This is a genomic window from Actinomycetota bacterium (assembly GCA_018333515.1).
In the GTDB taxonomy this organism is placed as follows: domain Bacteria; phylum Actinomycetota; class Aquicultoria; order Aquicultorales; family Aquicultoraceae; genus Aquicultor.
This window is the reverse complement of the sequence record JAGXSZ010000025.1, coordinates 1-22,038: the sequence shown is the minus strand read 5'-3', so window position 1 is coordinate 22,038 and position 22,038 is coordinate 1. Positions and strand designations below refer to the sequence as shown.

The window sequence follows — 22,038 nt, the reverse complement described above, 5'->3', positions numbered from 1 at the left end:
CAAGCTATGGAAACATTTGAGCAAAAAGCATTAGACAACTTTGGGTCATTGATTATCAATAAATCCTTTGCACGGAAAGCAGGATTCGGTAGTCGGGCTATCCCGGTTTATGTTCGAGAATGGATTGTGGCAAATTATGTGGGGGACTCTCCTGATCTGACCGATGAATCGCGCTCCAAAATTGCTGATTTTGTTCGGAGGTTTGTTCCTGATAAAAGTGAACGGGAAACAATCAAGAACCGTCTTTACGAACAAAATGACGTGAAACTACTAGATGATTTTTCAGTGTATGTTGACCTGGCAAAGGGTGATCGTCATTTGATTATCCCTTTTTTAGATGAGAGTAAAGGCTCTGTACCGCCCAACATTGTTCGGGACAATGAAATGTTACTAAGCAGTGGAATATGGGGGGTGGGTACGCTTTCATATGCCCCCCCGACCGATGATGGTCCCGGCCAGGTGATCATGCGGGCATTTACACCATTCCAACTCGCCAGTCTTGATTTAGATTTCTTCATTGCACGGCGCAAGGAATTTACCACTCAAGAATGGATTAACTTTATTGTCAATTCGATGGGTTTTAACCACCATATTTACAGTGAACGACAAAAGCTGCTTTTAATTAGCCGATTGATTCCGATGGTGGAACCCAGATTCAATTTAATTGAGCTTGCGCCTAAGGGAACGGGTAAAAGCTTTGTTTATGAGAATATGTCCAGATATGTTTCTGTCCGATCTGGAGCAATCTCTGCCCCTGTGCTTTTTTACAATGATGCACGCAAGACTCCAGGATTAATTACGCGTTTTGACAGCGTTGTAATTGATGAGGCGCAGAAAGTTAAAGGAGATAAGTCGGGAGAATTAACTGCACTTCTAAAATCCTATTTGGAAGCAGGTCGTTTCGGGAGAGGTAGTGCTGGTTCAATTACTGCTGAAGCTGGAATCGTAATTCTGGCAAATATCGATCTTGACGAAAATAAACGCCCCCTTCACGAAGTCATTGGTTTGTTCCGAGATTTCCCTAATTTTCTGCGAGAAACAGCATTTCTAGATCGCTTTTCTGGATTATTGCCGGGATGGGATTTGCCAAGAATTAGTAAAGATACACCCTCTATTTGCTTTGGCCTGAAGGGAGATATCTTTGGTGAAATTCTCCACATGCTACGGGCAGATATAAGTTTTCGAGATTTTGTAAAAACTAATATGCAGGTTGAAAACTGCGACGATATGCGAGACAGTAAGAATGTTGAAGCAGGTGCAACTGGTCTATTAAAAATACTCTTCCCCGACAAACAACCTTCCGAACAGGATTTTTATAGTTATTGCGTGAATCCTGCGGTAGAGTTCCGCCAGCGCGTGCGAGACGAGCTTTGTAAACTTGACAGGGAATATGCACCCATAACTATGAAAACATCATATCCTGATGAATTTCAAAAATATCACCGGCCTGCTAAATATATAGATCCTAACGATTTACCTCAGTACCAGACTCACCTGCAAGTGCCGATTTCATCAGATGATGAAGATCAACCTGAAGAAAAAACAGATTTGCCTATCCGTATGACTTCCAGCCCTTTAGATATCAGTGAAAATGTTCTAGTACCTAAAACAATTCACATCCATGAAGAAGAGACAGGGCATAGTTATAAGAATCTATTTGGGCCATACCTTAGCGGTGCAAAGTCAATCCAAATTATTGACCCTTATGTTAGGTTAGAATATCAAATTCGAAATTTAATCACTTTCATCGGGATCATTGACACATCGGGGGGGCCTGTCCAACTTAATCTGACAACATCTGCAGAAGATGCCTATCAAGAGAGAGAAGTAAGCAAAAAACTAGATGAAATAAAAACTAGTGTGATCAAACACGGCGTAATTCTCAGTTACGACTTTAGCACGACTGTGCATCGGCGTGGTATCGAAGCAGATAATGGGTGGAAGATCATAAGTGACCGCGGTTTGGATATTTTTCAAAAACCCGACTCAAAATATGAATTAAGTGAAATCGACCAGACCAAACGTCTTTGTCGAGAGACAGAGATTATTTACATCCAAACAGATAATTCATAGTTTCAAGGAATAAGTCTAGTATCCTATTAGTTTTTTCCATTGAGACCAAAAAAGAACTGGAGATTTCTTGGATAAGGAGGAGTAAAAATGGCCGAGTCATTACGTCAAAAGGGTCAAAAAGCTAAGGATAGATTTATAAAATTAGTAACTAATGTTCGTCGTTCCAATGACTTTTCTTCAGGTGACACTGAGGTAAATATCGATGGAGTTTGGTATCATGTTGACGTCAAGGATTGCACCTCAAATACGATTAACCAAATTCGTGCGATAAGATACCAAACACTGGTTATCTATTATGATGGTGTTTGGTACGTTATTCCTCCCCAAGAGGTTGTCCATTTAGTCGGGCAAAGAACACGTGGGCAACACACAGAAATCCCATTTGAATGTGCTGCTTTAACCCTTAATCAAATCGAAAACGTATATAGATGTTCTGATTCTCAACTAGCCGAGAGAGTATATGCTGCGATCAGAATGGGACAACAAGAACAATTCAAAGAAGTTAAGAAAATAATGGATGATTTGTATACCGATCTAATTAAACTAAGGGAGCACACGAAATCGTCAGTTACAGCGATCCTTGAGTAATTAGTATCAAGACAAGTGTAGACAACTCTGAAGTTATTAACCACTGATTAGGAATTTTTGAGAGTTATATGGAAAACAAAATTATTTTTGGCGACAATTTAAAAATCATGCAAGATATTGCTTCCGGATCTGTTGATTTAATTTATATAGATCCACCGTTTAACACTGGTAAAGTTCAACAGCGCACACAAATTAAGACTGTACGGTCAGAAAATGGTGACCGAGTGGGTTTTCAAGGCCAAAGATACGAGACAATAAAAATCGGAGCAAGATCATACTCGGATTTATTTGATGATTATTTGGATTTTTTGGAGCCGAGATTGCTGGAGGCTTATCGATTATTAGCGCCTAACGGCTCTTTATACTTTCACATTGATTATCGGGAAGTCCACTATTGTAAAATTTTACTAGATAAGATCTTTGGAAGAGATAGCTTTCTAAACGAAATAATCTGGGCATATGACTATGGAGCTCGGTCAAAAAAGAAATGGCCCACCAAGCATGACAACATCCTTGTTTACGTAAAGGACCCAGAAGATTATGTGTTTAATTATGATGATATGGAGCGTATACCTTATATGTCTCCAGGTCTTGTAGGACCGGAAAAAACTGCTCGCGGGAAAACGCCGACTGATACTTGGTGGCATACAATCGTCCCAACGAATGGTAAAGAGAAGACTGGTTATCCTACGCAGAAACCACTTGGTATTTTAAAACGCATTATTCAGATTTCTTCACCCGAAAATGGGAAGGTATTAGACTTTTTCGCAGGCAGTGGCACCACCGGTGCAGCTGCACAAGAATTGGGAAGGCATTTTATATTAATTGATAATAATCCTTCCGCACTTGAAGTGATGGCTAGAAGGTTTAAATTTGTCAATAACATAGAGTGGATCGATTTTGATCCTAAACCATTTCAGGAATAGGCTAATTATTAGATTTTATTAAAAAGCCTTGGGTAATAATCTCCCAAGGCTTTTTAATGTCCATCTAAATTCCAAATCCCATCTGTCCTTCCGGAACCACCTCCTTTCTCCTTGTCCGTCTGACAACCACGGTCTTTTGGCTAACCCAGTCATCCCAGGTCATCACCTTCGGACCCGGAACAATTACCGCGCTCGGGGTCGTCAAACTGCCCATCGGATTGTGGCTGACTTGCAGGTCATCCGCAAACAGGGTCTGTAAGTCGGATAGCTTCGCCCCATCCAGCACATCACGCGCTAGCTGAGTCAAGAAGTCGCCTTCCTCTTCAGGTACAATTGCTCCTCCGACTTCATCGCCGTAGACGAGCTGCGCAGCCTTCATCTTCCTTCCCATGAGGGCCAAGGCAGTTGCTTCCATCGCCGTGGAGTAGACCGAGAAAATTGCCTTGACCGGCTGGGTCTGCCCCAACCGCCATACACGCCGGACGCTTTGCCACAACGTGTACAAGCTATACTCGATCTCGAAAAACACCACGGTAGAAAACTGCACCAGGTCAAGACCCGTTTCCACAAGCCGGGGGTTACATATCAAAACATCGATTGTATTCACACGTTTGGCGATCCATTCTTCACGCTTGCGTGGGTCAACATTTCCACTCAGGATGGAAACTCTCAGTCCGTTGGCTTGCAGCGGCATCATCACCCGATCTTGAATGTCGCGTGTGCCGGTCTGACGAACATAGACCAGCACTTTACGCCCTTGCTGCTTCTCCAGTTTGCAGAAGTCGGCCAGCCAGTTTTCTTTTGGCAGCCACTTGTGACCATTTGGGTTGATAGCCGGCAGTTCCATCAGCGGCACCTTGCGGACTGACTTGCCATCCTCACCATCCACCTCATCCACAACGACGACCTCATCCCGAAAAGCTGAATTCGGTCGCGCCAGTGTCCATTGAAGCCAGGTGGATAGATAGCGACTGGATTGGATAGCCAGTTGTTTCAAGACGCTGTCCATGCTGTGGTATTGCTGTCCCTGGTCATCGAGCATATCCAGGGCAACCACCTCTTCCTTATACGATGGTAGAGCCAGGTTCAGATCCTTCAGGCTCAGGAATATGGTGGTATCCAATAACCGACTCACGATGGCCGGACTGACGCCCGGTTGTTCCTTCGCTTGATTGCGATAGCGCCGGTTTCCTGTGTACACCCCATCTTCGTCCGCATCATCATCGCGTCTTCGTCTTCGGGTGGTTTCAAGCACACCATACAACCGCGCCCAGCGCTTCTCGTCGTGGAAAGCAAAATCACGACGGACGCCATGGTTCAAGCGATGCAGCAGCCAGAAAATTGAAGTGCTTTTGCCACCAAAGAATGTCCCGGTGAGCGTTAGCGTCCACTTCACAGCTGTTACCAGTTGATGGAACGCGACACCTCGATCTGACGACTTGGATTTAAACTGATGGACCTCATCGGCTATCAGAAGCTTGAAAGCGCCCTTCGCATGTTTGGTGATGTACTCCGAAATGCTATGTCGCCTCGCCCCATTGAACTCAAACAAGGGTGTCCCACATGGACGTGTGCCCCATACCGAGTCACCGTTGGCATCAAGTTTCGTCCTCCCGTCTGCATCCAACTCCCAACCAGGGATTCGATTGTGACAGAATTGGCGTTTTTCTGCCAATTCAGAGGCGTCAGTTACCGGAACCACAAATCCGTCCTTTTCGACCATCACGACCTTACCACAACCAGGACAAGCACAGGCATCCACAATCTTTCCAGTCAGTGGGTCTCTCGCTCTCCTGGTGATGACTGCCGGCTGCCATCCTGCCCCAAACTTGGCAGAGGTGTGTGCTACTACTGCCACCCATTTGGGCTTTGAACCTCCTTTCTTTTGAGCAGTGTCATAAGCTTCCTTATATTGATCCAGGAATTCACGGACATCGTTCACATCATAAACTTCGTCACTATTCCGACCGATGCGACGGATTTCTCGTGCATATGCTCCTGGGATCACTTCCTCGATTTCGCGGATCCATTTGGGTACGAGGTGTGGAGGACAAAGCACGATTGCAGGATAAGAATCCAGCAGCTCTATCACCCCAGTTGATATTGTCGTCTTCCCGGTCCCCATTTCTGCTTGGCAGTTGGCCACGCCATTTCTGCGAATTGAACGAGCTAACGCCGCTGCCGCATGTCTTTGGGCAGGAAGCAATCCAGCACGCTCTTGTCCGGGAAGGGCTTTTCGTTGCGTACCAAGACTATCGAGGACTTTAATTTCGGTTGCAGTCGGGTCCAGATTGTAGATGGGTTTATAGGTTTCCAGGACATGCGCAGCGATCATCTCGCCGTGAACTTTCATAAACTCTGAAAGACCTTTAACGTCCTGGATCACCTGGATACCATCCTGTTTCAGCACAGCCACCGTAGTAACAAAACGATCCTTGTAGATTTCTACGACTGTATCCGCTTCTTTGGCATCCGGCTGCTCAGTCTTTTCGACCACCTTGATTACCCTTCCCTTGATCAGCATTGGCCTACCCTCTTCATCAGTCAACTTCACCGTGCCCATCATGCCAGAGGCCATGAGCATAGCGATATGTCCTTTCTTCAAGGGCATGACCGGTTGGGAGAGTTGAGCCAAACCACGCGTTGGGCGAATCAGGTCGAGCCAATCACTGGTCTTATGGACACCTGCTTCCTTCGTGGCTTCAACCACCTCTTCCGGTTCCCAATCCGTTCGTTTGAACACTACTGGTTTGCCATTTGCACCTCGTAATGGCGCAGGCAACAGATCATAGATCGGTTCAACAGCGGAATGGATGGGCTCCAGTTCAGTTGATGCCAGGCTTTGAAGCGAAAGAATCTCCTTGTCCGTGGGTAGCTGGTAGAGCTTGCGCTTATAGGCTAACACCACCACTTGCTTGAATTTCTCGTACAATCCGTCCGGAAACCGATAGACTGTGATGGCTTCATAATGTCCGGCTAACAGCCGAGCAACTTCAATCATTCCCAGAATTTTCTGAGGGATGATATAGGTTAGCAGCCCGCCACGCATCAACTTGGAGGAGGTCGTCTTGAGAAAATCCCATTCGAGCCTCTTTTGACCCTCAAAACGGTCAAATTCATAGGGCGGATTCAGATAGAGCCAGGAAATGCTTTCATCGCTCAGAACACAAGCCTGCCAGGGAGCCTGGAAAACCTTATCCATCACGTTTTGAGCTTTCCCTGCTCGTTCTGGTGAGAGTTCTACACCCCAGGTTTCGCAGTTGAGCGCGTTGCCCAAGGAAGAAACAGCTTTTCCTTCCCCTGCGCAGGGATCAAATAACCGCCCTCTTTCGCTGGGCGGTTTCAGGTAAGTGCGGATGATCTCGACAACCGGTTCATCCGTGGGGTAATACCCCATTCTTTCGATTGCTGGTGGACGCATTGTTCACTCCTTTGCGATAATAAAATCCCCGCAGGAGACGCGTCCAACCCCTTGAGGGGATGAAAAGCGCCCCCTCCAGGGTGATGTTGCGAGTAGTTTTACTTGTTCTCTCAGATGGTCAGTGAGATTTCCTCCTGAGCTAATAACTCAGATAACAGGTCTTTCCAGTCAGCTTGCAGGTCAATTCTGGCACCAAGGATACAATCGCCACCTGTGGTCAGATCTTGAACCAACTTACGACTGCGAGCTTGTTTCCAAAGGGCTACTGACCATTCATCCAGGATCGGCACCTCCAGAGCTTCTTTGATTCGTTCAACGAAAAGCTGTATCAATTCCTTTCCTGGATCAGGTGTTCCTCGAAAAATAAGCAGATATGCACTGAGGTCTTCTGGTTCCCATTTTCCAGGAAGCGCAAGCCGAGATACAAACCCGACATGATGACTGGTGTATTCAGGCATGGCTTGCCAGGCTTGTTCATACTTATCAGTGGGAATCAGGGACACATCGCTTAGGCCGTCCTGAGTCATTTGTAGGGATTTCCCGCACATAAGGGTCACTCGTAGTGACTCCAGGCTGGTCTTGTAACCTACAAGGCCAATATACGCCAGGTTGTGATCGGTGTCATAGGCATAGCCGGCGGCATGTGCCATTGCTTGCCCGTTCCGAAGCTTTGGTACCGCTTCAGGAAATAGACGATCACCCGATTTGGAATCCCCGCTTTCCTTCGGAACAATCTTCCAAACAACAATCCCAGAATTGACTCGAGCCAGTTCTTCGTTGACCTCTCTCAGAACTTCGTACAGACCTTTCCAGGGTTGTGCTCCGGTAAAGGTAACGCTGGTTTCGCCGCATTGAATACGGATACTCCTGTCCTTTACATCGAGGATTGCTTCACCTAAAGATAGAACTCGGTAGTTAGCTAATACTTGAGGTAGTTTCTCGCCTGATTTTGCGGTAAACAGGTAAGCTCCGAGTTCCGAATCGTACTTAAGGAAACCGGCTTTACCAACTGCATAATCGTATGGGTAAGCTGCCCGTGTCAGTTCCTGACCAAGGTCTTCTCTCGCAGGTAAACCACTGCCATCCTTATAAGCAGCAATGATGATCTTGCCCTCCTTCTGCCTGGCAATAATGCGGTTCACTTTTTCGCGCAGGTATTTGTCTTCGTATACATTCATGTGATCCTCCTTTGGATTAGATATGGATTGAATAACCAACGTTGAATTGTAAAAATAGCCAACGTTCTTGCGTTTCTGCATGCACTGCATAACAGAACATCAAACCAGGTGCCTGAAACTTGAATATTGTTTCAGCAACCAGGTTTCATGCCCTGTCCATTCGCAAGTAAAATGAAGAAGGTCTTTTTTATATTCGCCACAAAAACGAAAGCCGGACTATATTATGAAAATTTATGAAATCGATAGAAATAAATATCGGCTACCCAATGAACTTACCGATTTTCAGTTACAAATGTACGTTCACTTGATAAATTGGAAATGGGCTCATCTGACTCAAGAATCGGGATTTTTCAAGAACTCTCCTTATGATGCGTTGCTACCGGATGAATTGAAATCACAGGGTTATCCGCTGTATCGCCCAATAAAAGAACGTTTCCTGGATCATCAACAACGATTCCCCTTCAAATCCCATAAGTTTCTTGGACATATGGCGAGTTCTCAGGCTGCATGCGCAAATTTGTTCTTGCCTCTCCTCGAGGATCCGCTGATCGCTGCCAAGGTTCTACGTGCTGTAAAAACAGACCTCAAGTCAATTGCGACGGATCATCTAGACCGAGGATTTCGGATTGAGTTTTGGGATGAACCTGACAATGTGCTTAATGACCATACAAATGTGAGCGGAACCGACGCAGATATTGCCATTGCATACTATGACAATCTGGGCAATCTCAACCTATGGATGATTGAACATAAACTGACGGAAGTGGAGTTTACAACTTGCGGAGGCTTTAAAAGCCTTGGCCGTACTCCCTCTCATGCCTGCGCACCAGCATCCGCAATCCTGGATAATAAAAATCTTTGTTATTACCACAGCAAATGTAAATTTCGTTATTGGGAGATTACGGTGCAAGATACTTCACCGTTTACTGCCGACCGTATTAGAGAATATGACGAATGCCCATTCAAAGGTGGCATGAATCAGTTGTGGCGGAATCAACTGCTTGCCACAAGCCTTGAAATATCGCCTTCACCCAAGTGGCCCTACAAGAAAGTGTATTTTTCGGTGGTATATCATCCTCGAAATGATTCCTTACGGCCATCCATTGATGAATTTCAAAAATTGATTGGTTACAACGACCGGTTCTTTGCGTTTTCATCGGAAAAATTGATAAACCGCGCTAAAGAGATAAATGAGCCAGCTTTATCTGAATGGGTACGCTGGTATCAAGAGCTCTATTATTTCTAACCAAGAATCTGTAGTTTCATTGGAAAGGTTCACGGGGAAGCCCAATGCTTCCCCGTGATTATCTACCTTCCATCGATATGCATGGGCATTAATACGTATAAATTCTCCTCATCTCCTGTCGAATGGAGAACCGCCGGTGTGTTGTGGGCATTCGCCTCAATGGTCACATTTTTGGTAGTAATGGCTTCCAAACCATCTTGCAAGAATTTCACATTGAATGCGATCTCCAATTCCTGTCCTTCAACCGTGGCTTCAAGCTCTATCTCACTGGCGCCGGTCTCATCGGATTCAGCCAACAGTTTGACCCTCCCTGTTTGATCAGCTCCGGGTTGAAGATGAAAGCGCACCACATTGCTCCCTTCGCGAGCAATGATGCTGGCCTGTTTGCAGGCTTTGAGCAGGTCTCCCGCGTCAAGGACTGCTTTGGTCTTGTGACCTTTGGGTAGAATCGCCTGGTAATCGGGGAATTTCCCATCGATCAATTGTGAGACCATCTGCACATTTTCACAACGGAACACCACCTGGCTACCATTCGGAGGTAAAACAAAAGTGATCCTGGCTGTTTTTGTCGCGTTCAGGATTCGCACCACCTCTTTCAATGCGGCAGCCGGTATGATTAACTGCTTCTTGGTGAACGGTTCTGGAAGGATCGCTTTACAGATAGCGAGACGGAATCCATCCGTTCCGACCATGGATACGGTCTTTCCTTCCATGCTCATCAAGACTCCAGTCAGAACAGGTCGGGTATCATCCATGGAGGCAGCGAACGCAACCTTTTGGATCATATCTTTGAACATACTTGCGTCCATTGAAACCCCATTGGTGATAGGGTACTCCGGGATGGTTGGAAACTCGGATGCATCAATTCCCTTGACGATCCCTTTATAAGTTCCGCACTTCAGTGAAACTTCCGGTTTCCCATTTACTGAAAAAACAACCTCGGGATCTGTTAGACTATTGATCACATCGGTCAGTGTTTTGGCAGGTAAGGTCAAACCCAGGTCACCATCCAAATTGGCATCCATCCAAACCGTGACACCCACGGTCAAGTCGGTAGCCGAAAGGCGAAGCTGATCCTCATCCTTACTGAGCAAAATGTTCGATAAGATCGGTAGATGGGAGTGAGAACCTACCGCTCGCCCAACAATTACCAGGCTTTCAGAAAAAGTATTCTTTTGAACAGTCACTTTGCAGGTCATTCTGTATCTCCTTGTTGTAGTATCAGACACGCAGGTTTTAAAAAGCTGCGTGTCTGAGTCTGTCTAGAATTCGTCGAATAAATCGGCTGATGCACCACCATCTGGCCAATATGCCTCTTCATCCCCTAAGCGAATTGCATTTTCGTATTGCTCAGTGAGGGAGCCTTCGTCATCATCCTCGTTCTGCGAGTTCATCAAAGCTCTGAGAATGGGTTGATCCGAGGTATAGGCACGAATGCAATTGCGCCAGAAAAGTACATCATCGTTCTGAAGAACTTTCTGGATTCCTTGCACCAAGTCGATTAAAAAGTCTTCTTCAAATCGATCTGGAGGTAAACCATGATCGGCCAGTGTGTGAGCAATTTCTTCAGCGATTTGTCCCCATGTGATTGAAAACGCCGGCTTTTCCATTGAAAACCCAGCATGCGCCAGAATTTTGGACACCTCGAAACCAGATTCAAGGTATTCAAGTTGTTGTAGTGTAGGTAGTTGATCCATTTTTATCTCCTGTGGATTATGAAAATCCCAACCCTTTTTCCTTCAGGGACACCCATCGTGATAATCCAATGACCAAATGGTCCAGGACTGACACATCCAAAAGTTTGCCGGCTTGGACAATGGCACGAGTCACGCTGACATCTTCGGGACTGGGTGTGGGATCTGTGCTGGGATGGTTATGTGCGATCAGGATAGCCGCCGCGTTCCGCTGCAGTGCTGGTTTGAATAACTCGCCAACCCGCACCATCGAGGAATTAAGCGAGCCGTGATATATCTCAATCACATCCAACATGCGGTTGCGTGTGTCAAGCGGCATCACGACCATGAATTCTTGTTCACGATGCGCCAGCATCGGCATCAAGATTTGAGCAGCATCTCCAGGTGAATGAATTGTTGGGCGTTCATCTTCTGGTTGAAGGAGCTTACGTCCAAGTGCTAAAGCTGCTTTGAGTCGCAGTGCAGTCAAGTTGCTTATACCCGGCACTTTGGCAATCTCATTCACATGTGCCTGGGCAATTTTCTGGATCGTGCCAAATTGTGCCAGCAGTTGTTCAGCGGACTCAATTTGATTTGAACCACCAATGATGACTGCCAGCAATTCAGCCAGACTGCATGCATCTGAATCCTTGCTTACCCGGAAAGCCGGCTGCTCTCGAACGGGCAGGTGCTTGAGCCGGGGAAAGTTGTAAGTTTGAGGGTGTGCACTTTCTATAAGGTACGGTTGTAGGTTGTTCATGTCTGTCTCCTGTTATTGAGGGGACAGACCACCCCTGGAGGGGTGGTGTCCCCTCCGATAGGGTTATGTCCTTAGGCGGTCGGATCGTATCCGGTTTCAAGAAATACCTTGCGGCTGATAGCTTCGCATTCTTCCCAGGTCATCAATTCATCGCGCCGCACACCAGGGTATCCAGGTGCGGGAGGTATGAGCCAGGGGTTTTCTGCAAGGTTCTTTTTTATCCTTTCAGCTTTTGCATCCAGGAAATGACGCAGGTCGCCTTTTGTGCAGCGCCACCCCAATTCCTTGGTGTACTTGCCATCCCAATTTCGATCGCGGAAAGTCTTGCTGCCACAGATAGGACAAGGTGGCATCCCTTCTGGATCAGGCGCTCGTGCACCACCAGCTTGAAGATAAAAACGAACAGCATCAATCGCTTCGCAATAAGCTGCACCACAAGAGCACTCCTTGTTTTTATTGACCCTGTGAAAACGAGGTTCACTACCCGAACCAAAATCAACCAGGTATTGATATCCCTGGACGGAAACGGATGGCGTGAACACCGTAAAGTCTTCCCGGATCATTGCACTGTCATGCGCTTTTGGGATCCCCTGACTGCTTCTAACCGTACCTGCGGTTCTACTCGGAGCAAGTTTGGTCTTCATAAGCACTCTCCAGAAACCAATCCGCTGGAAGCAAGTGATCCTGCGGAGAGATTTGAACTTCTAGTTCTCCTGGTGCAATCGTTTCACAGATTGGTGCTACTTCAGGATCATTCTCAACACGGACATCCCTCAAGTGAGGGATATGAACCACCGTTGTGCTGTCCTGATAAGGGCCACCGTGGCTGTTCTTGGTAAATGGCTCCAGTCCATTGAGCGCGCGTACCCATACTGTTCCAGGTCTCGGGCCTTTTCCCACTACCTCAACGGGTATGATCGCATCTCCATAACATGTACCGATTGTGATTTCAGCTTTTACCATGTGTTCCTCCTGTATTCTTTCAATAGGAATGAGAAAGGACATGCCCTGAATGGCATGTCCTTCGTTGTGATTCACCGGTGCGTTCTGACTCTGGCTAGAATGGAATTTCGCTTGGGTCTACATTTGGCGGGACCTGAGTATTTACTGCGGGTTCTGCTTCCTCCTGGTCTTCACGTCCAGAAAGAAAACGTACGGTTGAGGCGGTTACTTCGAATGAAGCGCCAACTTTTCCATTGTTTTCCCAGATATGTGGCCCACCAGTTTCAGGATCGGGGGTTAGACGCCCTTCCACTAACACCTTGCTTCCTTTGTGTAGGAATTCATTGCAGGACTCTGCTTGTTTTCCCCACACAGTGACACGGAACCAGGTTGTTTCTTTGACTGGCTGTCCATTCTGACCGTTGTAACGGCGATTTGTGGCTACCGATAAGGTAGTCACCGGTTGTCCGCCAGGGGTAAAGCGCATTTCGGGATCTTTTCCCAAATTACCGATGAGGATAATCGTTTGGTACATGGTGTTTTTCCTTTCTCTTTGGTATGTGATTTTTACGCTGCAACGGATGCAGGCGTCGGTGTGGCGCGTTGACTGGCTAGCCAATTACGCAATTCATCCTTTGAAGCAGGAACTCTCCCGGTTTTCTCTTTGAATTGGTCAAATGCCTCCTGTTCAGAGACATTACCATTCACGGAGACACTATCCCCATACTTGCGTACGATAGAGGTGGTGGGAGGCATTGAATTTGCTTTCGAAGTTGGAATTGCCGTAGATGAGGTGCCATTGGATCGGTTTTGATCAAGGCCTGCGTTCTGAGCAATTTCCTTGTCATACAGCAGATTGCCGAACTGTTCACCCAACTGGCGGAAGCAGCGCTTCAGACAGTCTGTGGCTGAACCTGCCAAGGCCATATCAAGAGCTTCGGGTGTATCACCAGTGAAGACACAACGACCAAGATCGGCGTGACTGTATGTTTTTCCGTCCAGATCGACAGATACTTTGCCAGTGATATACACTAAACCGACTTCCTCGGTCTGAACATTCCCATTGGCATCCAGGGCAGGAACCTTGCGTTTTTCCTGTTGATTCCAGATCAGCACCTTTTTTTGCCAACGCACGATGACCGGGTCACCAATCAAGTCAAATGACCAGGTAAATCCGAAGATACTGTTGGCTCGATCAATAACGTCGTATCCTTCCAGATATGGGACGGATCCCATACCTGGCGCTTGGCGGCGTTTGACGCGAGACATGTCCAATGGCTGGCGAAGTTCCCAGAGGATGCGGCTCAGCCGGTCGCTCAGGTTCCCATCATTTGAAGGGATGGTTTCATTCATGTGACTCTCCTTTTCTTGAATTATGTGAATTTGTGGTTGCGCCGCTTCTAAAAGGCGGACACCTTCAATGTGTTTGCAGAGAATCTGAGGTCCCCGCTGCTGATAGTCCATACAGGTACACGCCCAATTGACCTCTTCAGAATCACCTTGAGATGGTCTCAATGAGACTACATACGGTAGCTTGTCGCCATTTTTGACCGTCCATTGGTGGGGATTGGTTCGGGTGACCTGGAACTTGCCAGCGAGAATCGCAGATTGTGCACGTTCAGTACGTTCAACTTGTGCTTGGGTAAGGTCTTGTGTTTTTTGCATAATCCTCCTTGTGGAAATATCCGACGTTGATTAATAAAAAGTCGATTCGAGAGATCAACTCATGGCTAAGTACCAGGAGTGTTCCGACGTTATTTGCTACCCGTGAATAAACACAGGGCAGAAAACGACAATGGTGAAGACTTTTTCTTCATCGCTGACATTTGCAGCCCTATGGATGTGAAAATATATGGGTGGGATGAGTCATTCATCCCACCCACACAGTATTGTTTTCTCCTTGTGATATGAACCTTTCTGCTTCTCAGCACGCCATGACGCCTCCTGGGAGGAAAAGGTTGTTTGTTAAAGTGCAAGCCCACTATCCGGGGACTCCCGGAAATAAAAAGAAGGATCACACACTCCCAATACCAATGGGAGCTTACGATGACAGTTCTCGAAATCCAGCTTGCTTTATGCAAGGGATTCGGACGTCATCTTGTGATCCTCCACGTACCCTGAAGTATTAAGAATTCGCTTCAGGTCTGAACTCATCCATCTCTCTATTTTTTTTACACTCTTAGACCTTTTGCAGGTAATCCAAAAAGATAATTACCCATGCTCACCTTCGGTTTGTTGATAGGATGAGTTATTCAGCAGTTGCGTCAATTTCTCCAGAAGTAGATTCCATCTCACGTGAATTGTTTTCCGCTTCAGCGTGCTTGCCAGTCGTAACTCTCTCAATTGATCTGGCTTTTTTCTCGTTCGGTGTGGCAGAATCCAACACAATAATGCGCCTGGCGACTGCCTCTACCACGTTTCGATCAATGAATACCTGGTTTTGTTTCAAATCGCATGCTTTGATATCCACCGTCAGGTCAGTACAATTCTTGGATTTCCGCGCTTTGTTGATAAACTCTTCCAAGCTTTCGCGGAAATCTCGAGACTGGAGGAAACCATGCACTCGCAATCGCATGCCGCGGCGAATATGGATCAACCCATTGGCTCCGCCATTGACCCGGACGTTGATGTAATCGCCTGCATCACGTTCCAGATCCAATTTCTTGGCAGGCAGATCACTGTCTCTATAGATCGCCAACCGGAAGAACAGGTCATCCATAAATTTCCATGGATCACGTACCACGATTCCTTCTAGAACTACATCGTTTATCATCTGACCTCCTTGTTTATAAAACCTTCGTCATCTATGGTTAAAAAGAAAATGCCGAACAGATCCCAGTGGGTTTTGTCCGGCCAACGATTGATTAAGAATTATTGAGTTGTCAATCAGAGTATATCAATTACAAGGGGCTTATCCTAGATGGTCAATTTCTTTTTAATAATGCCCACGCTCCTTTATGGGTAAGAAACGATCAATGTGTGAAGACACGTAGTTTGGCCACGCCAGTTTGAGTTACTAGCACCTTGGGAACTACTGATGGAAACAGGATAGATAAATCTGCGGATACAGAAACCCGTACAGTGTTGTCTCCCCCACTGACCTGAATTCCTGTAACAAAGGCATGCACCCCTTTAGCGGATAAGCTGGCTGTATTTGACGTCACATAAGCCTGGGCGTTCCCCCAGGTTCTTGAAGTAGGGACAAGACTTCCGGTATCTTGAAAAACTTGCTGATTGATCTCAGCGGAAGCGGCAACTGCTGCAGCATCCGCTGCCTTTGCCACTTCTGAAATGGCATAAAAATACCGTCCGAGTTCAATAGCCAATGCCAGGGCAGGTATCATCACCAACCCAATGAATACCGCCCAGAAAGTCATTGAATAGCCACGTCGATCTCGCCACAGCATATTACCAGCCTTCTTGCCGAAATGTTGAATCAGCACGGACAGTAAACGTCTGCCCTGGCAAACCTGGAAACAGGCTGGTCAGAGGAGCCATAAAGTTGGGTACACTGCCGCTGACTTGAATCTTTAAAATGCTGCCGGCACTTCCTCCAGGAGCCAAGACACTGACCGATGTATTTTCCAGAATCCCAGCCTGGGCGATTGCGTCTCTTGCTCCACTCATGGCATAACAGGCTGGGCATTGCTGCGCCACACTTCCCATACGCGCACCATGCCTGGCAGCGGCTTGCACTGCCTGTTGGGCATAGACTAACATCCCCAGGTTGACAATCGCCAACATCACCATAATCGCAATTGGAGTTGTAATTGCAGCCTCAAGCAATTCCATCCCACGTGTGTCTTTAATAAACCTCATAATCCTCCTTGAGGAATAATTGATCTGCCAGTTTATGGAACATCCCCGAAGGGAACATTGCTGGCAGACCATTGATTTGACTAAATTTTTCCAGCAATATCAGTCACGATGGCAGCGATATTTTGGCCCAGCAACCGGTATGCACCATAAGCCACCAGAACAACTACTGCAATGATCAATGCGACCTCAGTCGACTCGATTCCCCGGTTATCATTCAGGAAACGCAATGCCAATCACCTCCTTCCTTCTTTAGAAATACGGATAGAGAACGAACAACAATGTCCCACAAAAAATTGATACGACAAAAGGAATTTCCCTCTTTTTCTGAAGGCTCGCGATTACGCCCTGCACTCCACCGACAACTGTTATCGGGATCAGAAAAATTGGATTTCCAAGAACCAGGGTAGCAGTAATGATCAACTTGACATCCGCACCTCCCAAAACACCAAATTCCCAAAGTACCCACACGACAAGGATGAGAAGACAAATCAACGCCGCTAAAGGTTGAAAAATTGCAGAAAATGCGGACAGCGTGAGGGCGAATGCCAGACGTTTTTCTCGGGGGTTGAAATCTGATACGTGAGTTAGTGCAATCATCAACAATACTGGAGCCCATAAGCCATTGAGAAGGGCATACACACCTGCACCAACCATCCCACCAACGGTTAATGGTGTGGGGACCTGGTAGTTGCGGAGATCGTAGACCATACAGGCAAAAAACAGGGCTAAAACGGCGAAAGTAGCAATCAGAAGGCGCTCCTATCCATTCTGCATCAGTGCAAGTGCTTAAAAATTAAAGCTGGACTCACTTCTGCGCCCAGAAGGTTCTGTCCAGCCAACGATTAATCAAAGATTGTCTATTAATAATTATAATGATGGAATGAAGTTATCCAAGGTGGCCAATAGAATCATATCTGAAAGGTTTATTTACCAAGTTTTATTAGAATTCGTATATACTGATTTCTAAAGGGTAAACCATTTCTCATTTCATCAAGATTTGTGAATAACTTGTCCTTCCTCTTCCTAAACAAATAGAAGAATCTATTTCAACAGCAAGCCCAGACCGCAAAAGGGAGTTACATGGTTGATCAATTGCTAGATGGTACCGAAGAATCCTCAAAGAAAACGCTTGAAGAGATCAAAACCTTTTTTAGAAATATGATGCCAGAAGATATTTATAAAGGTGCCTGGTTTGAGAAGTTGTTATATCTCGCTTTGAGCAATTATCAGAAAAAGGTAACGGCAGAATACTTTCAGAAGGAGTATCCTGGTTTGCCACCAGATGCAATCGTCGACTTAAGGATAGCATTAGCGAAAAAGTTTGCAGCAATCAGTGGTGGCATGACAAGTTTAGCTTATTCAGGAGCAATAGTAGCAACTATTGGTAAACGTGGTGGAGCCTCGAAGGTTATAATACCTGCTGCCATTACGACTCTTGTGGCAGATTTGGGATACACCAGTCTGCTCCAACTACGCCTTGCGTACGATATCGGTATCCTATACGGACATCCGCTGGATTATGAAGATCCGCAAGACCTCACTGATCTTATCGATCTTGCTTTCGGCGTTAAAGCAGGAGAGGCACTAAATAAAAGCTTACAACAACTCGCTCCTGAATTTATACGAGTATTCATAAAAAAAACACTTACGGGCAGTAGTCTACAAGCACTCAAAGCCCTGCCTGTCGTTGGTAAATACCTTCTTCAAAATAAGATTATTAAGGGAGCCATCCCTGGCATCAATATCCCCCTTGGAGTAGGTCTGAACTATTACAATACCAGCCAAATTGGGAAACGTGCCAAGACAAAATATCGGAGACGCGCCGCCATTGATGAGGCTGTGCGCGATTTCCCCCTTGAAGGAATACAGAATAAATGCCTTTTCCTGAACCTGATCTGGCTAGCCATTTATTCTGACAAAAAAGTCACGCGTCCGGAAGCATGGTTTCTTCGAGCATTTACCACGCGAATCCAGGAAATTGGGAGTATTCCAGATATCGAGAACTTTTCAAAACAAGTAAACTTCGATAAAGAAGAAATTCTCAACCTATTAGCGAACTGTTCTATTGAGGAAAGGCAAACTATATTTAAAGCAATATGCATTGCTGTTGTGGTTGATGACAAACCTTCAGATACTGAATTAGCCTTTGTTCGAGAGGTAGTTCATCGAGCTGATATAGCGTTTGATGAAAATGGGCTTAATGAACTGGCGAATAAATTTGGGTAGACCAGTCCCCCTTAAGCCCTCAGAGAACAAAACCATTACACTCCTTGTCCCAGGCGTTTAGTAGTGTGTACTCAAGTGTTTCGCCACGGTGTACGAGAGGGAGGCCTCGCAAGTTTGGCTATGATAATATAAGCATAATCCAGACATTGCGGATTAACCTAAAAAGATATTCCCTACTTTCAAGATCAATACCGAGGCTAACAATATCGGCAATCCCGGTAATCGGTGAAACTTGATTTTCTGTTCCCGTTTCATTGAAACCAATCCTGAAGCAATCACAACGATAAAGTGAATAACCAAAAACGATACAATAAAGGACATCCCTGGCCAGATTAGACAAACTGTAATTGCACTCACTGCATCCGCACCACCCCACCACTTCAATTCCCAGGCAGCCCAGAAGCCCATGATTGCCAGAGCTGAAAGTGGAGAAGATTGAATCGAGAGGAATGCTCCCAAAAATAGCAATGGGAGCCAGGTGATTATTCGGCTTAACTCTTCCCAGCCAAATGCTTGAGACATCCTATCCCGTTCACTAACAGCTGCAACTACAGCAGCAAGTAGGACTAATGTCCAGTCTCCCTGCCAGATCCGATAAAGACCTGCACCAATGAGAGGAATAACCACCCAGGCGCTGTGTGGTATTTCATTTTTTCGAATATCGAACCAAGATACGATTCCCAACCAGGTTACAACAAGACCAAAAATAATCCAATCCATAACACCTCTTTTTCTACGGCTTGATCTGCCCTTCAATACGTCGGATGTATTCTGCACCACTGGCACACCCGCTGGAAAAATTAACAGCAATGCTATTCCAACTGTTCGGATTTCCGGTTTTTCGAAGAGCCTGATAAACACACCCAGCGCCGGCATGGTAATTTGCGAGAACCAGACGCCAGTAATCGTCATAACTTAAAAACGCAGCTGGTTGTCTTCCGGTTGCCAGATTGAAAATTCGGGCTGACTGCAAACAACTTGCATTGAGGGTTTCAGCCAGAACTCGTATCGCTTGGTTTCCTTTTTCAAGATCAACACCCCCTGGACAATTCGGGCAGGTGGCCTCGATATCTCGTAAAACCATTCCGCGTAATAGGTATTGCGTTGAAGAATCCAGGAATTGATATTGGGTGGTACATCCTACTTCACCGTATGTTTGCCGGCAGATGGTTTGGAAATAAGCCGGTCGCCACATCAAAACAAGGTCTGCGCCATATGTGGTCATCTGACCCAATCCAATCTCACCTAGAGTCCAATTTGCCACTGGCCAGAATTGCGATTCAACGGCAATGACAGCTTTAACTACCTTTGGGGGTAACTCTGCAGCCTGAGAAGAAGAGAGAATCACCGAGTCAAATTGATTCTGCCAGGTGAGCACCTGGTCTTTCGTAAGTTCGATTCCACAACCATTAGCAGAGCCATCAGGATTCAACCCTTGTGCTGGGCAGATAGCACCATCGACTAATCCGGAGGTCAATAACTCAGCAGCCAAAACATCATAACGGTTGGCAGTGGCTAGGTTCGAGTTCCCGCTCACGGGCATTAACCAATCAGGAATTGCTGTTGGGGTTAAGCCATAAGCCATCTGGCAGGTTCCACCACTGTCAGCCTTCACAGATGTTGTTTCCCAACTGGCAGTGGTCATCACGGTAAGGGCGGCAAGTAGAATTCGAATTACGGGCGACCACGCACGGGATGCCATGCCACCTCCCAAACTACGCTGGGTGTTCGATATATCTGGCCAAAATCATCCGTCAAATCAGCCCATGCGGTCCAGATACCTTCTTCTGTGGTTCCAAAATTGAGATCTCCTGAGTTCTCAGGAGTCACCGACCAGGCCGAGCCGTTCCTGTTCAAAGAAAATTGGGCTCCCGATGGTGCCCGAACTCGTACCAAAATAGAATAAGGTGGAACACCACCTGTTACCTCGCCAGTTAGGGTCTGTGCGGGTTGATCTAGGCTAGGAGCAAACAACAATAAACGCGCATAGGTTACCGCTATTGTCCCACGAAGTGGTGCAATCACAATAACCGTGACTGAATCGCTGGCACTTTCATACTGATTTGAACAGGTGATTGTGTAGGTGTGAGTTCCAGTCGAAACTCCACTCATAGATTGATTTCCAGCTACGACCACATTCCCAACCCAGCTGCCATTTGAGCTAGCTGCTGAACAATTGGTTGCATCGCGACTGATCCAACTCAGGGTAAAGTTTGCGGGAGAAATTAAAGTCAGAGGACCATCTGTGTTGTTAACCTTCAAATCCACAGCGGGTGGATTGTAGACAATCACCGTGACACTATCTGAAGCGGAGCCAATGGGATTGGAACATGTCAACGTATAGGTGTAACTTCCGGTTGTGATGCCAGCATAATTCGTCGAGCCGGACTGACCCTTCGTTCCAGTCCAGCTTCCTGAGGCAGTACAAGTATCTGCATTGCTGGAAGTCCTGCTCAACAGATATTGAGCGGGAGAAGTCAGTCGGATTGTCCCATCCTGGTTATTCACTTTCAAATCCACGCTGGGCGGGAGTGAGCACCGAATCGTTTTATATGTTCCTGACAAATCAAACCAGGAGGAATTATAGGGATTTTGACCCTGAACGCGTATGGTGTGTTGAACATTGGGCGATATTAACCCCCATAAATCCTGGCTATATCCACACGTGCCACCTGTACAGGTTCCAGTCAGATCCGCCCTGTACTGGTTAGCGACTCCATTCGCTACCAAATTGCCATCTACCAGGATGCGGTAATTAATATCCAACCCTGGAGCGGCATCTTGCATCACCCAACCGTAAGCCCGACATTGGGATTGAGGTACTGTTCCAGAGGCTCCGTCATGGTAGCCAGTAAAGGTATCTCGATAAGCCCAGATTAAGACAAAATCTTCAAAGTCGTGGTCATAACCGCCATTACTATTATCTTCATCCCAATCTCCCCAACATTGTGGAGTGCCAATTATGGTATCCCCGGAAGCGAGGAATGCTGCCATTAAACTGGTAAAGTCTCTACCACCAGCGCTTGGGTTGTAGTTTTGCGAATAGAAGTAATTTGGACAAAAGTAATCGTGATGAGGCGTTTTCCAACCCACATGCGGGTTAGCACACCCCCCTGAACCGCAGTTACCTCCATAACAATCACAACCTCTGATCTGGATCGTCTCACCCGCTGCAACCGTGATCGG

Annotated in this window: 22 protein-coding genes; 5 read left to right on the top strand and 17 right to left on the bottom strand. The window is 46.4% G+C overall.

The window, feature by feature from the left end; genetic code table 11:
- The first annotated feature begins 6 nt into the window (after window positions 1-6).
- From brxL to KGZ93_06500, 3 genes are all read left to right on the top strand, one after another.
- A complete protein-coding gene (gene brxL, locus KGZ93_06510; protein ID MBS3909263.1) occupies window positions 7-2,073 on the top strand; it encodes a BREX system Lon protease-like protein BrxL in 2,067 nt (688 codons plus the stop codon).
- 87 nt (window positions 2,074-2,160) lie between these two features.
- Complete coding sequence (locus tag KGZ93_06505) at window positions 2,161-2,661, top strand: hypothetical protein (protein ID MBS3909262.1); 501 nt, start codon at window positions 2,161-2,163, stop codon at window positions 2,659-2,661.
- Between the two features lie 68 nt (window positions 2,662-2,729).
- The gene (locus KGZ93_06500; GenBank protein ID MBS3909261.1) at window positions 2,730-3,587 is read left to right on the top strand and encodes a site-specific DNA-methyltransferase; all 858 of its coding nucleotides are present in this window, start codon (window positions 2,730-2,732) and stop codon (window positions 3,585-3,587) included.
- A gap of 64 nt (window positions 3,588-3,651) precedes the next feature.
- On the opposite strand, the gene KGZ93_06495 is transcribed toward KGZ93_06500, so the two are convergent.
- Window positions 3,652-7,008 carry a hypothetical protein gene (locus KGZ93_06495; protein ID MBS3909260.1) on the bottom strand — a complete coding sequence of 1,119 codons (3,357 nt, stop codon included), beginning with the start codon at window positions 7,006-7,008 and terminating at the stop codon, window positions 3,652-3,654.
- Between the two features lie 110 nt (window positions 7,009-7,118).
- Window positions 7,119-8,186: a hypothetical protein gene (locus KGZ93_06490; protein ID MBS3909259.1), complete on the bottom strand. Its 1,068-nt coding sequence runs from the start codon at window positions 8,184-8,186 to the stop codon at window positions 7,119-7,121.
- A gap of 223 nt (window positions 8,187-8,409) precedes the next feature.
- Between KGZ93_06490 and KGZ93_06485 the strand changes: the two genes are divergently transcribed.
- Complete coding sequence (locus tag KGZ93_06485; protein MBS3909258.1) at window positions 8,410-9,432, top strand: hypothetical protein; 1,023 nt, start codon at window positions 8,410-8,412, stop codon at window positions 9,430-9,432.
- A 62-nt stretch (window positions 9,433-9,494) separates the two neighbouring features.
- Here the strand turns inward: KGZ93_06485 and dnaN are convergent, their stop codons facing one another.
- From dnaN to KGZ93_06425, 12 genes are all read right to left on the bottom strand, one after another.
- Window positions 9,495-10,631 carry a DNA polymerase III subunit beta gene (gene dnaN, locus KGZ93_06480; protein MBS3909257.1) on the bottom strand — a complete coding sequence of 379 codons (1,137 nt, stop codon included), beginning with the start codon at window positions 10,629-10,631 and terminating at the stop codon, window positions 9,495-9,497.
- Window positions 10,632-10,694: 63 nt separating this feature from the next.
- Window positions 10,695-11,129, bottom strand: coding sequence for a hypothetical protein (locus KGZ93_06475; GenBank protein ID MBS3909256.1), 435 nt, complete (start codon window positions 11,127-11,129; stop codon window positions 10,695-10,697).
- A gap of 16 nt (window positions 11,130-11,145) precedes the next feature.
- Window positions 11,146-11,865 (bottom strand): DNA repair protein RadC, encoded by a 720-nt coding sequence (gene radC / locus KGZ93_06470; GenBank protein MBS3909255.1) that lies wholly within the window; start codon window positions 11,863-11,865, stop codon window positions 11,146-11,148.
- 71 nt (window positions 11,866-11,936) lie between these two features.
- On the bottom strand, window positions 11,937-12,509 hold the full coding sequence (locus KGZ93_06465; protein MBS3909254.1) for a hypothetical protein: 573 nt from the start codon (window positions 12,507-12,509) through the stop codon (window positions 11,937-11,939).
- On the bottom strand, window positions 12,484-12,903 hold the full coding sequence (locus tag KGZ93_06460) for a hypothetical protein (protein ID MBS3909253.1): 420 nt from the start codon (window positions 12,901-12,903) through the stop codon (window positions 12,484-12,486). Before KGZ93_06460 ends, KGZ93_06465 begins: the two co-directional genes overlap by 26 nt.
- A 19-nt stretch (window positions 12,904-12,922) precedes the next feature.
- On the bottom strand, window positions 12,923-13,342 hold the full coding sequence (locus KGZ93_06455) for a single-stranded DNA-binding protein (protein MBS3909252.1): 420 nt from the start codon (window positions 13,340-13,342) through the stop codon (window positions 12,923-12,925).
- Window positions 13,343-13,374: 32 nt separating this feature from the next.
- Window positions 13,375-14,472 carry a hypothetical protein gene (locus KGZ93_06450; protein ID MBS3909251.1) on the bottom strand — a complete coding sequence of 366 codons (1,098 nt, stop codon included), beginning with the start codon at window positions 14,470-14,472 and terminating at the stop codon, window positions 13,375-13,377.
- A gap of 583 nt (window positions 14,473-15,055) precedes the next feature.
- Entirely contained in the window at window positions 15,056-15,580 is a 525-nt protein-coding gene (locus KGZ93_06445) for a hypothetical protein (GenBank protein ID MBS3909250.1), read from the bottom strand.
- Between the two features lie 199 nt (window positions 15,581-15,779).
- Window positions 15,780-16,214, bottom strand: a complete 435-nt coding sequence (locus KGZ93_06440) for a hypothetical protein (protein MBS3909249.1) — start codon at window positions 16,212-16,214, stop codon at window positions 15,780-15,782.
- Window position 16,215: 1 nt separating this feature from the next.
- Window positions 16,216-16,626 (bottom strand): pilus assembly protein, encoded by a 411-nt coding sequence (locus KGZ93_06435; protein MBS3909248.1) that lies wholly within the window; start codon window positions 16,624-16,626, stop codon window positions 16,216-16,218.
- 80 nt (window positions 16,627-16,706) lie between these two features.
- Complete coding sequence (locus tag KGZ93_06430) at window positions 16,707-16,859, bottom strand: hypothetical protein (GenBank protein ID MBS3909247.1); 153 nt, start codon at window positions 16,857-16,859, stop codon at window positions 16,707-16,709.
- 16 nt (window positions 16,860-16,875) lie between these two features.
- Window positions 16,876-17,334: a hypothetical protein gene (locus KGZ93_06425; protein MBS3909246.1), complete on the bottom strand. Its 459-nt coding sequence runs from the start codon at window positions 17,332-17,334 to the stop codon at window positions 16,876-16,878.
- Window positions 17,335-17,706: 372 nt separating this feature from the next.
- On the opposite strand from KGZ93_06425, the gene KGZ93_06420 reads away from it, so the two are divergent.
- Complete coding sequence (locus tag KGZ93_06420; GenBank protein MBS3909245.1) at window positions 17,707-18,852, top strand: EcsC family protein; 1,146 nt, start codon at window positions 17,707-17,709, stop codon at window positions 18,850-18,852.
- Window positions 18,853-19,005: 153 nt separating this feature from the next.
- On the opposite strand, the gene KGZ93_06415 is transcribed toward KGZ93_06420, so the two are convergent.
- The 3 genes from KGZ93_06415 to KGZ93_06405 all read right to left on the bottom strand — a co-directional run.
- Window positions 19,006-19,572: a hypothetical protein gene (locus KGZ93_06415; GenBank protein MBS3909244.1), complete on the bottom strand. Its 567-nt coding sequence runs from the start codon at window positions 19,570-19,572 to the stop codon at window positions 19,006-19,008.
- A 13-nt stretch (window positions 19,573-19,585) separates the two neighbouring features.
- On the bottom strand, window positions 19,586-20,554 hold the full coding sequence (locus tag KGZ93_06410; GenBank protein ID MBS3909243.1) for a hypothetical protein: 969 nt from the start codon (window positions 20,552-20,554) through the stop codon (window positions 19,586-19,588).
- Window positions 20,527-22,038: hypothetical protein (locus KGZ93_06405; protein ID MBS3909242.1), on the bottom strand; the 1,512-nt coding region annotated here is incomplete at its 5' end. The genes KGZ93_06405 and KGZ93_06410, both read right to left, overlap by 28 nt.